The following is a 12,348-nucleotide window of genomic DNA, read 5'->3' on the forward strand; positions in this document are numbered from 1 at the left end:
CTCCTTTTTTAATCCATAGTGGTGGTTTGGTGCGCCGTGGTCGTTAGAAACGCCGCCACGGCTAGATTGGCGTCTTGATTCTCCCAGTCGGGTTCGTCGACCACGGTCTTGGCCACCTGTTGGGCAGCGCTCAAGATGTTCAGGTCGGCCACCGGGTCGCCAACCTTAAAGTCGGGCACCCCGGACTGGCGCCGACCCAAGACATCCCCGGCCCCCCGCAGTTCGAGGTCCTTTTGGGACAACACGAACCCGTCGGTGGTACTGGTCATGGTGGTCATCCGCTCGATGGCTAGCTGGTTCTTGGGGTCGGCGATCAGGATACAGGTCGAGGCCTTCTTGCCCCGCCCAACCCGGCCGCGCAACTGGTGTAACTGGGCCAAGCCAAAGTGGTCGGCGTCGTAGATCAACATCAACGTGGCGTTGGGCACGTCGACACCGACCTCGATCACGGTCGTGGCCACCAAGACCTGAAATTCGTTGGCCTTAAAGGCGGCCATGATGGTATTTTTCTCGTCGTTTTTCATCCGACCGTGTAACAGGCCCACCTTGTAGCGCGGTTCAAATTCCGCCTTGAACCGCTCGTAGATGGCCTCGGCATTTTTCATGTCAACCGCCTCGGATTCCTCGATCAACGGTGTGACCACGTAGGCCTGCGACCCGGCGGCCAGTTCGTCCTTGACCCGCCGCAACATGGTACTTTCCTGATTGCTGCGAATCCAGGTGGTCTGGATCGGTTGGCGACCGGCCGGCAGTTCGTTGATCACCGACACGTCCATCTCCCCGTAGGCCGTGATGGCCAAAGTCCGCGGGATTGGCGTGGCGGTCATCGCTAAGATGTCGGGCTGGGCACCCTTTTGCCGCAGGGCCTGGCGTTGATTCACCCCGAAACGGTGTTGTTCATCAATCACCGCTAAGCCCAAGTGATGGTAATGGACCTCGGGTTGGATCAACGCGTGGGTCCCCACCACTAAGTTTACCTCACCATTGGCGATTTGCGGGAGTAAAACCTTCCGTGCGGCCGGTTTGGTGGCGCCGGTCAGTAACGCCACGTTCACGGGAAAGTCCGCAAACAGCTTCGCCAGGTTATTGGCGTGCTGTTCGGCCAGGATTTCCGTGGGAGCCATCAACACCGTCTGCGCGCCGGCCGTAATGGCGGCGTACATCGCGATGGCGGCCACCACGGTCTTACCGCTCCCCACGTCCCCCTGCAGCAGGCGGTTCATGTGGATCGGCCGCTTCAGATCGTAGCAAATCTCATTGACCACCTTTTTCTGTGCGGTGGTTAATTCGTAAGGTAGGCTGGCAATAAAGGCCTTCAACCGTGGTAAATCATAGGCTAATTGTTGCCCATACAGGGTGTGATCCTGCTGCTTCATGATCTGTAAGCGCAGCTCGAACAGGAAAAATTCCTCGAACTTGGCCGTCCGCCGGGCCGCGGCGGCCGCGGTCGCATTGGCCGGAAAATGCATGTCGTGAATCATTTGCTTGCGGTGCAGCAACCGGTACTGATCGCGCACGGCGGCGGGAATTAAATCCACGATGACCGGTGCGTAGGCCTCGTAGGCGGCCGTGACCAGCTTTTTAATCGTGGCCTGGCGAATCTCCTTGTTGGCCGGGTAAATCGACCCCATGGCCCCGTTGGCGCTGCTGAGGATCTTCATGCCGGACAGGCTTTGGCGCTTGGCGTCGAAGCGCCCGTAGACCACCAGTTGGCCACCCGTTTCGATCTGGTCGCGAAGCCACGGTTGATTGAAGAAGGTCACCGGGATCACGTTGTGGTCGTCCAGCAACAGCCGAAAGTTCAGGCGGGTCTTCTTCCGACCAAACCGGGTCAACACCGGTTCGGCCGCCACGGTCCCCTTTAAGGTAACCTTGGCCTGATCGGTCAGTTCGCTGGGGTCCTTGGCCTGCAGGTCCTCGTAACGGAACGGAAAATAGGTCAACAGGTCGTTGATGTTTTCAATGTCCAATTCCTTTAGCGCTTGGACCCGCTTCGGTCCCACCCCGCTTAATTCGCTAACCGCATCGTTTAAACTCGCCATCGTTTTCGACCTCCTTACCGTCTATGATAAAAAAGATTGGACACGGATGTCCAATCTTTTAAGGGAATCGTGGTTATTCCACCGAAATCAAGAATGGATAAACCGGTTGGTCCCCTTCGTGAACTTCTGTTTCTAGGTCGCCGTCTAAATCGGTGACCCGTTGTTGGAGTTGATCCGCCAAATCAGCATTAGCGTCGGCCCCATAGATGATCGTGACGATTTCGCTATCGTCATCGAGCATGGCTTTGACCGTGTCAACCGCCGTTTCTAAGAGGTCGGCGGCGGTCACCTGAATGGTGCCGTCGACAATCCCCATGTAGTTACCTTCTTTAATATCAAACCCGTCCAGTTGCGTGTCACGAATGGCGTGCGTGACTTGGCCACTCTTGACCGTACTGAGGTTATCTTCCATCGAGGCTTGGTTGTCGGTTAACTCGGCATCCGGATTGTACCCCAACATCGCCGTCATCCCCTGCGAAACCGTTTTGGCGTGGACGATGACCGTCGGAATATCGGCGACCTTCGCGGCCTGTTCGGCGGCTAAGAAGATGTTCTTGTTGTTCGGCAAGACGATGGCGCGCTTAGCCTTGGAAGCGTTAATGGCGTCCACGATGTCTTGGGTACTTGGATTCATGGTTTGGCCCCCTTGGACCACGTGGGTGACGCCCAGGCTCTTAAAGAGCGTGGCTAACCCATCCCCGGCCACAATCGCAATAATAGCGGTGTCTGGGGTGTCTTCAGCCGGTTCGGCCACGGCCGGCGTGGCGGTTGCCGGCGTCTCGTCGTCTTTTTCCATGATGGTTTCCTGTTGCATCCGCATGTTGTCGACCTTAACCTTGGCCAGATCCCCGAACTCTTGGCCCCAAGCAATGACCTTGCCGGGGTGTTCCGTGTGGACGTGAACCTTAACGATCTCGTCGTCGTTGACCACCAGTAAGGAATCGCCCAAGTCGGCCAGATAGTTGTAGAACGTGTCGTAGTCAAACTTGTGGTCGACCTGCTTTCCGCGACCGATCCGCACCATGATTTCGGTACAGTAGCCGTACTTGATGCTAGCCGGGTCCAACTTGCCTTGGGCGCTTTGGTGATGGGCGGCGTTAATCATTTCGTCCATCTCGGCGTCGTCGGGCTTGTAGTCAGCGTTTTCCGCCACCCGACCGTTCAAAGAATCGTCGAAGGCTTCCAGGACAAAGCTCAAGCCCTGTCCCCCGGAATCCACGACCCCGACCTGTTTAAGCACGGGTAGGAGGTCGGGCGTGGTGGCTAAGGCATCGGCGGCCGCTTTACGAACGGCGTCCATGACCACCAGCACGTCATCGGTGTCCTTAGCGGCATTTAGTCCCGCTTGGGCCCCTTCGCGGACCACGGTCAAAATGGTTCCCTCGGTGGGCTTCATGACCGCCTTGTAGGCCGTTTCGGCTCCGGCAGCGAAACCATCGGCCAGGTCCTGGGCGGTTAACGTGGTCTTATCGGCTAATTTCCGCGAAAAACCCCGGAAGATTTGGGATAAGATGACCCCGGAGTTCCCCCGGGCCCCCATCAGTAAGCCTTTGGCCAGAGCCACGGCTAACGCACCGACCGCCGCGGTATCGGCGTCGCGTTCGTACTTGGCCCCACTGGCCAGTGACAGGCTCATGTTCGTCCCCGTATCCCCATCGGGAACCGGGAAGACATTCAATGAATTAATAAAATCAGCGTTTTGGTTTAGTTTTTGCGAGGCGGCCTGAACCATCTTACCAAACTCAAGATTAGTAATTTCTGTGACTTTCAACTAAGTATCCTCCTTGACTTTCGGTCGTCCGGTTGGCTAATCCGCCAATACCCGCACCCCTTGGACAACAACGTTCACAGAATTGGCGGTAACGCCGAGCATCGTTTCCAGGTTGTATTTCACTTTCGATTGAACGTTACGGGACACTTCGGAAATCTTGGTTCCGTAGCTCACAATGATGTACACGTCGATGGCAACGCCGTTATCTTCCTGGCGCACGACGACGCCGCGAGCGTAATTTTCTCGCCGCAGAATATCGTTGACGTTATCCCGAATCTGATTCTTGCTTGCCATGCCCACGACACCATAATTATCAGTCGCGGCACCCCCAACTACGGTCGCAATCACTTCATTGGTAATATCAATTGTTCCGTACTGAGTCTTAATCTTTACGGCCATGGAAATAGCCTCCTTGTCAAAGAATAGAATCTGACACCGCGCATAGGGCGAACTACTGATAGTCGTTTTGCGACCAATGAGCGGCTGGGTGTGTCGGTGCCGGCAATTCTTGGTGGCCCCGCACCACTGCGTCAGCCATTAAGTGGCCGAACACGCCCTATACGTAAGCTTAACAGAAATTAATCTTACCACAACCTATCGAAAAATAGAAATAGGAACACCCAAAACCACGAGTTGACGCTAATTAAGTGTCAAGTAAAAATCCTTGAAAGAAAATATTGCGTTCCGTAAAATTGTATGGTAAATTAGTCAGGTGAGTAAAAAGCACCTGCTTTTTAAAAAGTAATAAATCCACAAAGGAGGGTTTACGCCATGGCAAAGGATTTTATCAACGGCAAGCGGACGCGCTTCGGTAACAAGCGTTCCCACGCCTTAAACTCGACTCGTCGTGCTTGGAAGCCGAACTTGCAAAAGGTTCGCATCTTAGTGGACGGTAAGCCAAAACGGGTTTGGGTTTCTGCCCGGACCTTGAAATCAGGTAAGGTAACCCGCGTTTAGTTTAAACACGGTTTATAAAACAAATGCACGACTTGGCTTTGTCCGGGTGGTGCATTTTTTTGTGCCTAATCACCTTACCCGACTATTTAATAGGAAAAACAAATTAATCGCGCATGCAAAAAACGAGTCTAGACAAAAGTCCAGACTCGTTTTTTGCAGGTTATTTAAAACCCCCGCTTAATTTAGTTATGGCGCGCTTCGTAGGTGTCGCGGCTCTGAATCACACACAACAAGCCGGTGTCGAACTGAAAACTCCCCGTTTCGCCCACAAATTCATTGCTGGCAAAGGAAATCGCGTACGGGATGGGTTCATCGTGCAGCTCGTACTTTTCGTCGATCAAGCTCAAATGGTCGATTGGCGTCAACGGCACAAAGGCCAAGTACTGCTTATCGGGTTCCTTTTGAATCGTGTAACGGCCCGGCAAGAAAAACGAAATTGTATTCTGGCGGTCAATCAGGCGAATCTGCCCCGCGTAACGCTTATACTGCGGTTCCAGCACCAAAAACAGGTTGGCGAGAAAGTGATCCAAACGGCCCCCGGTGGCCCCATAAATATCAACACGTTCGGCGTGGTAGTCCCGAAAGGCCACCATCACCGCCATCTGGGTGTCCGTGAAATCCTTTTCCGCCTGAGCGGACCGGACATCCTTAACGTTGCGCCGAACTAACTGGAGTTCCGGTTCCTGTAAGGAATCAAAATCCCCAATGGCCGCGACGGGCTGGATATGCTGGTCGATTAACCGTAAGGTCCCCCGATCGACCCCGATCCAGGTCCCTTCGATTTGGGACAGGTCCTCCGGCCAATCGGCCTTGGGACCCCCCACCAACAGATTAAACGTTCCCCCCCGTAGCATTACTTAGTCGCGTCCTTTAACGCTTGAACCCGGGCTGCCGGATCATCGGCGTTGAAAACGTACGATCCCGCAACAGCGACCGTCGCACCGGCCTTGGCACATTCAACAACGGTTTGGTCGTTGACCCCACCATCGACTTCAATATCAAAGTGGTAGCCCTTAGCTTGCTTAATCGCGTTTAATTGCGCAATCTTTTCCACCGTACTCTGCAGGAACTTTTGGCCCCCAAAACCAGGGTTAACCGTCATGACCAAGACCTGACCGACCATGCTCAAGACCGGTTCGATGGCACTTACGGGTGTCCCCGGGTTGATGACGACTTCTGGCGTCACTCCGGCGTTTTGAATCATCTGTAATGCCCGGTGAATGTGGGGCGTAGCTTCAACGTGGACCCCGATGATGTCGGCGCCGGCCTTGGCGAAGTCATCCACGTAGCGTTCCGGATTTTGGACCATCATGTGAACGTCTAAGACCATCTTGGTAATGGGGCGAATGGCCTTGACCCAACCGGGACCATAGGAGATTGCGGGCACAAATTGGCCGTCCATCACGTCAATGTGCAGGACTTCTGCCCCGGCTTGGTCGACCTTTTCGATGTCTGGTTGTAAGTTCACATAATCTGCGCTTAAGATGGATGGTGCTACTTTAATCATAAATTCTCTTCCTCATTTCTTTTTATTGTAAACAGGTTTTTGGTTCTTTAACAACGTGAGTAATTGCAGGTAGTTGTCGTAACGACTCTGCAAGATGTCTCCGGCAGTTAGTGCGGCCTTGACCGCACACCCCGGTTCGTTGAGGTGCACACACCCCCGGAAGCGGCACTGACTAGCCAACGCCAAGAATTCAGGGAAATACTGCCCCAATTCACGGTAATCGATGGTTAGCGTATCGTACGACGAAAACCCTGGTGTATCGGCGACTAGGCCACCCGCCACGGGCATCAAGCTAACCTTACGGGTGGTGTGGCGGCCCCGGTTCAACGCGGTCGAAATTTCCCCAGTCGCTAGCGTGAGTTCCGGCGCGATATGGTTCAGCAAGGTGGACTTACCAGCCCCGGTTTGCCCCATGATCACGGTTTCTTGACCCGCTAACAGGCCGCGCAACTGGTCTAAGCCAGCGGCGGCGAATGGTTCGCGACTCAGGATCACCGGGTAGCCGATCCGGCGATACCCCGCCGCCAGGGTCTCAAACTCCTGGTAGCGTTGGTCGTCGATCAAATCGGTCTTGGTCAGATAAATCACCGGGGCAATGTGACTGACCTCCAAGGCGATCAATTGCCGGTCCAACAAGTTGGTGGAAAAGTCCGGTGCCTTAACGGCGGTAACGACGACGCCTTGGTCGATATTAGCGACCGGTGGCCGGGTCAACGCGTTATCCCGCGGTAAAATCTTTAGAATGTAACCTTCCTTGGGGGTGGAACTTTCAAACTCCACCCGATCGCCCACCAGCGGGGCCACCCGCTTCTTGCGGAAATTTCCCCGGGCCCGGGTGCGGTAGAGCTGTCCCTCGCTAAACACGTCGTAAAACCCGCTTAACGATTGACGAATTTGTCCCTCCATGATGCAGATGCACCTCCTTTACTAAAAAAGCTCAGTTCTTCTTTATTATAAAAGAACTGAGCCATAAATGCAGGTTTTTTTCTTAATCTTTCGTGACGTGCTTATCTTCGGCAATCACGGTCCCGTTCCGAACAATCTTATAAGCTCCAGCCTTCCCACTAGCCACCGTAAACGGTAAGGTCACGGTCGCATCGCTGGTAATGGTCATTTGTTTATAAATTGAACTGAGTTGGTGATCCTGATCCTTCAGATAAATCTGAATCAAGTTCTCCGTGGCCGACGACGTGACCGCACTGCTGTCATCCCCCGTCGCGCCACTGGTACTCGACGAATTACTGTCAAAGGGAATCCGCACCCGCACGTTAAACTGGTCGGTCTGCGGCCCCTTACTTTCAGGTCCCCGCGAAAGCGTCAAGGTGATTTCGTCACCTTCCTGGACCACGGCCCCCTCACCCGGTGACTGCCGAATGACCTTCCCCTTATCGACGTCGTTGGAGTAAGCGTAACGAAAGGCGAGGTTCAGGTTATGACCGGCCGCATAGTTTTGAGCTTGGGTCTTGGTCTTATCGGTCAAATCACTTAGCGTCACCGTTTGTGAACCGGTCGACACCGTAAAGGTCAGGTCCGTGTCTTGTGGCACCACTTTTTGGCCCGCCGTCACACTTTGTTGCATGATCCGGCCGGCCGGAACACTGGTCGAGTGCACCGACTCGCGATGCACCTTAAACCCTAGGGCCTGCAGCTTAGCCGCGGTGCTCGTGTACGCATCCCCCTTGTAATCACCAATTCGATACCGTTTCGGACCCGTACTGATCCAGAGATCGACTGCGGTGTTACGCTTCAGTTGGGTACCTGACCGGGGTTCCGTGCGGATGACCCGGTGGCGCTTGACCTTAGCACTGGCCGTCTGATGAACCGTCCCAACCCGCAAATGAGCCGCCTGGAGCGTCGTTTGCGCACTAGTTTGGCGGCGATCAACCACGTTAGGTACGCTGGTCATCTGGGGCCGAAACAGTGCCACGCCAATCAAGATGCCCACCAATAAGAAGAACAAGATGACGGCCGCCCAGATGAACCGGTACCGCCGGGGGTGCCGCTTCTTGTAGCGGTCCTTGGGCTTGACCGGTTCGGCGGCAGCCTGTGCTGCAACCGGCTGGGCTGGCGGCGTACTAGCGGTAGCCGTCGTGGGCTTTTCGGCCGTGGTTAGACTACTCAACGCACTCAACGGCAAAACCTTGGTTTCCCCGTCGTCATCGGCGGCGGGGGTAAAGCGATCTTCACCCGCCCGACTCGGCGATAGTGCGGTTTGTAAGTCGGTGGCCATCGCCGCCACGTCGGGATAGCGGTCCTGCGGGCGTTTAGCCGTCGCCTTAAAGACCACGTTTTCTAGCGCCTGCGGGATCTGTGGATCCACGGCGCGCACCGATGGAATCTCCGACTGAAAGTGTTTTAACGCAATGCTGACCGCAGTTTCACCCTCAAACGGCACGGTGCCCGTCAACATTTCGTAAAGAATGATTCCCAGTGAATAGATATCCGATTGCTTGGTGGCCATTCCCCCCCGGGCCTGTTCCGGTGAGAGGTAATGGACGGAGCCCAACACCGTATTGGTCTGGGTCAAGCTGTGTTCGGAGAGGGTCACCGCAATGCCAAAGTCGGTAATCTTGGCGACTCGCTGGGGATCGATCAAGATGTTTTGTGGTTTTAAGTCCCGGTGAATAATGTTATGTTCGTGCGCCAACTTCACGGCGCTAAGGATCTGCGTCATAATCTGGATCACTTCTTGGTAGGCAATCGGGAAGTGGTCCTTAATGTAGGCCTTCAGGTCGGTTCCCTTCACGTACTCCATCACCAGGTACTGCATCCCGTTTTCTTCGCCCACGTCATAGACCTGCACGATGTTGGGATGCAACAATTCCGTGGCGGCTAACGCCTCACGCTGGAAGCGCCGAACCGTGTTCGGATCGTCACGCAAGTCCAGCCGCAGGAGTTTGACGGACACGTCACGGTCTAAGATCAGGTCGTGGGCCAGGTAAACGTTGGCCATGCCACCCTCACCTAACGCTCGGATAATCCGGTAGCGACCACTCAAGGTGTATCCGGTTCGCATCAGCTCGCCACCTTCCCGTGGTTCACTACGATCAACACGGTAATGTTGTCGAGCCCCCCCGCCGCGTTGGCTAGGGCCACCAGGTGGTCACACTTCTCCGCCGCCGTCTGGTCACTTTCCAGCACGTCTTGAATCTGGGCATCGTCGACCATATTGGTCAATCCATCGGTGCACAGCAACAACTGGTCGTTAGCCGTCAGCGGATAGGTGTTTAAATCAAAGTTAGCGTCGGCCGAAATTCCTAACGACCGCACAATGATGTTTTTTTTTGGGTGGTGCCGCGCCGCTTGTCGACTCAGCTCCCCCCGTTTGACCAGTTCATTGACCAGTGAATGGTCCTCCGTCAACTGCCGGAGCTTGTGGTCGCGCAATAGGTAAGCGCGTGAGTCCCCGATGTTGGCAATCACGACCTCCGTGGTGAAGTAGACCGCCGCGACCAACGTGGTCCCCATGCCGTTAAGGTCAGCAAACTGGTTGGATTTTTCAATAATCGAGCGATTCTCGACCGTAATCTGACCACTGATCCAAGCCCGGGCATCCGCGGCCGTCTTCCAACTGGTCGCCTCAAACTTATGGCCTAAGTGAGACACCGCCATGGCACTAGCGACGTCACCTCCCTGGTGACCACCAATGCCGTCCGCCAGAATGGCGAGATGCTGACCAGCGCGGTTGGTAAAAACGTCCACGTAATCTTCGTTATCGGCCCGTTGTTCACCAATGGCTGTCCGATAAGCAACTTCCATGGTTCACCACCCCTAATTCTTACGCCGTAGGGCACTGACAAAGAACCCATCCGTGTCAAAATCATCGGGATAGATGGCTAACGTATCCGTTGTTCTATCGCCCTTTACGTTCAGTGTCGTCTTGACCCGGACACTCTCGAAGTTATCGTGGGTCGCCAAGAATTGGGCCACCACGTCCGCGTTTTCGGTGTCCAGAATCGTGCAGGTACTGTAGACCAGTAACCCGTTGCGTTTCAGTTTCCGGCTGACGGCGTCTAGGATGGCCAGCTGAATTGTTTGTAAATGCTGACTGTCTTCCGGCGTCTTGTCGTAGCGAATTTCGGGCTTGCGGCGAATCAGGCCGATCCCGGAACACGGCGCGTCCACCAGAATCTTATCGAAGGTCTGGTTGGCAAACTTCTGGTCCACCTTCCGGGCGTCTAACGCCATGGCGTTGACCCGGTCGGCAACCTGTAAGCGCGCGGCGTTGCGGGCAATCAGCTTAACCTTCTTTTCGTGCAGGTCCAGTGCCGTGACCTGCCCCCCCTGGTCGGGATCTAAGGCCGCCGCGATCTGGGTGGTCTTCCCCCCCGGGGCCGCACAGGCGTCTAAGACCTGGTCACCGGGTTGGATCTGTAAGGCTTCGACCGGCAACATGGCACTTTCGTCTTGAATGGTCATTTGGCCCTGATTAAAGAGCTCGCTGCGGCTGGCGGGTTGGCCGTCCAACCGTAAGCCGGCACCGGCAACCTGGCTCTCCTCGACCGAAAAGCCGGCGATTTCGAGTTCGGCCTTGGCCTCGGTCTTGGTGGTCACCGCCGTGTTGACCCGTACGGATTGGGCGGCGGGTTGGTTGATCGTTTCTAAGATGCTGACGGTCTTGTCCTCACCCAGTTGGTCGATCAACCGCGTGACTAGCCATTCGGGCATCGAATAGGTCACACTCATCCGCTTGAGCGGGTCGCTAATCTTGGCGACGTCGGGCACACCTTCGCGGTCGATGGCGTGTAAGACCCCGGTGACGAAGCGCCGAATGCCTTCGTGGCCATGGTCCTTAGCGTACTGGATGGCTTCGTTAAAGATGGCCCGGTTGGGAATCCGGTCCAAATATAGCATCTGGTACAACGCCACTAAGAGGACGTTTTCCACCCAGGGTTCGAGCTTTTCGCCGGGTTTCACAAAACTGCGCAGGTAATAATCCAGCGTCAAGCGGTGTTGGATGGTTCCGTAGACCAGATTGGTCAACAGACGCCGGTCCGCGTCGTTTAAGTCGCTGTGCGCGATGGTCTTATCAAGTTGTAAGTTGGAGTAAGCGCCGTTAGCCACACGGGTCAAACTTTCAACGGCTAAGGAACGTGCGTTATCGATTGTCATTATTCAGCCACCTGTTCGCCCACTGTGAGCGCATCCGTTGAACCGTTCAGAAAGTCCGTGATACTTAACTTGGGCTTACCGGCCGGTTGTAGTTCGTCAATTGCCAAAACGCCGTTCTCGCCGGTCGCAATGGCCAAATGGTGCTTGTCCTTGCTGACCAGTTGGCCCGGCTTAAGGTCGGTCGTCTGGTCCAAGACGCGGACCTGCCACAACTTGGTCCGCACCCCGTTAAGGTAGATGTGGGCCGTCGGGAACGGTCGCAACGCGCGGACCTTGCAGTCGATCAAATGGGCACTCAAGTTGAGGTCGACCCGTTCTTCATTCGACTTGATGGTCGGCGCAAAGGTCACCAGCTGGTCGTCTTGTTTGACCGGGGTAATCTCGCCGGCTAGTAACTTCGGCAACGTCTCTAATAAGAGATCCCGGCCCAAGTCACTGAGTTTGTCGAACATGCTGCCCACGTCGTCTTGGTCCGTGATGGGAATGGCCCGTTGCGCTAAGACGTCGCCGGCATCCATCTTCTTTTCCATAAACATGATGGAGACCCCGGTTTCCTTGTCACCGTTCATGATGGCGTAATGCACGGGCGCCCCACCGCGGTACTTCGGCAGTAATGAAGCGTGGACGTTGACCGCCGCGACCTTGGCCGCCTTCAGTAACTTGGTCGGTAAGAACTGGCCAAAGGCTGCCGTGACGATCAAATCGGGCGCCAGTTCAATGGCTCGCGCCAGTTCGGGACTGCCACCTAACTTGGCGGGTTGTAAGACCTCTAAGCCGTTAGCCACGGCCACCTGCTTGACGGGTGAGGCAGTCAACACGTGTTTGCGGCCTACGGGTCGGTCAGGTTGGGTGACGACGGCTAAAACGTCGTAGTCGTGGTCGATTAAACTTTGTAAGATGGGCGCGGAAAATTTCGGCGTCCCCATAAAGATCACTGAAGTCATTTTGACACCATACTT

The 12,348-nt window shown here is 55.3% G+C and carries 11 protein-coding genes; 1 reads left to right on the forward strand and 10 read right to left on the reverse strand.

The annotated features are described in order from the left end of the window. Positions 1 to 8 precede the first annotated feature (8 nt). From recG to RI501_RS08225, 3 genes are all read right to left on the reverse strand, one after another. Complete coding sequence (recG, locus tag RI501_RS08215) at positions 9 to 2,042, reverse strand: ATP-dependent DNA helicase RecG (RefSeq protein ID WP_313821627.1); 2,034 nt, start codon at positions 2,040 to 2,042, stop codon at positions 9 to 11. A 73-nt stretch (positions 2,043 to 2,115) separates the two neighbouring features. Then, a complete protein-coding gene (locus tag RI501_RS08220; protein ID WP_313821629.1) occupies positions 2,116 to 3,813 on the reverse strand; it encodes a DAK2 domain-containing protein in 1,698 nt (565 codons plus the stop codon). 36 nt (positions 3,814 to 3,849) lie between these two features. Beyond that, positions 3,850 to 4,212, reverse strand: a complete 363-nt coding sequence (locus RI501_RS08225; protein WP_313821631.1) for an Asp23/Gls24 family envelope stress response protein — start codon at positions 4,210 to 4,212, stop codon at positions 3,850 to 3,852. 372 nt (positions 4,213 to 4,584) lie between these two features. On the opposite strand from RI501_RS08225, the gene rpmB reads away from it, so the two are divergent. Beyond that, a complete protein-coding gene (rpmB, locus tag RI501_RS08230; protein ID WP_313821633.1) occupies positions 4,585 to 4,770 on the forward strand; it encodes a 50S ribosomal protein L28 in 186 nt (61 codons plus the stop codon). 182 nt (positions 4,771 to 4,952) lie between these two features. On the opposite strand, the gene RI501_RS08235 is transcribed toward rpmB, so the two are convergent. The 7 genes from RI501_RS08235 to fmt form a co-directional block, all read right to left on the reverse strand. Next, a complete protein-coding gene (locus RI501_RS08235) occupies positions 4,953 to 5,624 on the reverse strand; it encodes a thiamine diphosphokinase (protein WP_313821635.1) in 672 nt (223 codons plus the stop codon). Continuing rightward, positions 5,624 to 6,277: a ribulose-phosphate 3-epimerase gene (gene rpe / locus RI501_RS08240; protein WP_313821637.1), complete on the reverse strand. Its 654-nt coding sequence runs from the start codon at positions 6,275 to 6,277 to the stop codon at positions 5,624 to 5,626. The genes RI501_RS08235 and rpe overlap by 1 nt, the downstream gene beginning before the upstream one ends. Before the next feature lie 12 nt (positions 6,278 to 6,289). Then, positions 6,290 to 7,186 carry a ribosome small subunit-dependent GTPase A gene (gene rsgA, locus RI501_RS08245; RefSeq protein ID WP_313823176.1) on the reverse strand — a complete coding sequence of 299 codons (897 nt, stop codon included), beginning with the start codon at positions 7,184 to 7,186 and terminating at the stop codon, positions 6,290 to 6,292. A 79-nt stretch (positions 7,187 to 7,265) separates the two neighbouring features. Further along, positions 7,266 to 9,293, reverse strand: a complete 2,028-nt coding sequence (pknB, locus tag RI501_RS08250) for a Stk1 family PASTA domain-containing Ser/Thr kinase (protein WP_313821639.1) — start codon at positions 9,291 to 9,293, stop codon at positions 7,266 to 7,268. After that, positions 9,293 to 10,036, reverse strand: coding sequence for a Stp1/IreP family PP2C-type Ser/Thr phosphatase (locus RI501_RS08255; RefSeq protein ID WP_313821641.1), 744 nt, complete (start codon positions 10,034 to 10,036; stop codon positions 9,293 to 9,295). Before RI501_RS08255 ends, pknB begins: the two co-directional genes overlap by 1 nt. 12 nt (positions 10,037 to 10,048) lie before the next feature. Then, positions 10,049 to 11,389 (reverse strand): 16S rRNA (cytosine(967)-C(5))-methyltransferase RsmB, encoded by a 1,341-nt coding sequence (gene rsmB, locus RI501_RS08260; RefSeq protein ID WP_313821643.1) that lies wholly within the window; start codon positions 11,387 to 11,389, stop codon positions 10,049 to 10,051. Continuing rightward, on the reverse strand, positions 11,389 to 12,333 hold the full coding sequence (gene fmt / locus RI501_RS08265) for a methionyl-tRNA formyltransferase (protein WP_313821645.1): 945 nt from the start codon (positions 12,331 to 12,333) through the stop codon (positions 11,389 to 11,391). Before fmt ends, rsmB begins: the two co-directional genes overlap by 1 nt. Positions 12,334 to 12,348: the final 15 nt, after the last annotated feature.

It is taken from the genome of Levilactobacillus zymae (assembly GCF_032190635.1).
Classification (GTDB): Bacteria; Bacillota; Bacilli; order Lactobacillales; family Lactobacillaceae; genus Levilactobacillus; species Levilactobacillus zymae_A.

Coding starts and splice junctions, on each gene's coding strand:
- recG (WP_313821627.1), bottom strand. CDS start 2,042: ATGGCGAGTTTAAACGATGCGGTTAGCGAATTAAGCGGGGTGGGACCG.
- RI501_RS08225 (WP_313821631.1), bottom strand. CDS start 4,212: ATGGCCGTAAAGATTAAGACTCAGTACGGAACAATTGATATTACCAAT.
- rpmB (WP_313821633.1), top strand. CDS start 4,585: ATGGCAAAGGATTTTATCAACGGCAAGCGGACGCGCTTCGGTAACAAG.
- RI501_RS08235 (WP_313821635.1), bottom strand. CDS start 5,624: ATGCTACGGGGGGGAACGTTTAATCTGTTGGTGGGGGGTCCCAAGGCC.
- rpe (WP_313821637.1), bottom strand. CDS start 6,277: ATGATTAAAGTAGCACCATCCATCTTAAGCGCAGATTATGTGAACTTA.
- pknB (WP_313821639.1), bottom strand. CDS start 9,293: ATGCGAACCGGATACACCTTGAGTGGTCGCTACCGGATTATCCGAGCG.
- RI501_RS08255 (WP_313821641.1), bottom strand. CDS start 10,036: ATGGAAGTTGCTTATCGGACAGCCATTGGTGAACAACGGGCCGATAAC.
- rsmB (WP_313821643.1), bottom strand. CDS start 11,389: ATGACAATCGATAACGCACGTTCCTTAGCCGTTGAAAGTTTGACCCGT.
- fmt (WP_313821645.1), bottom strand. CDS start 12,333: ATGACTTCAGTGATCTTTATGGGGACGCCGAAATTTTCCGCGCCCATC.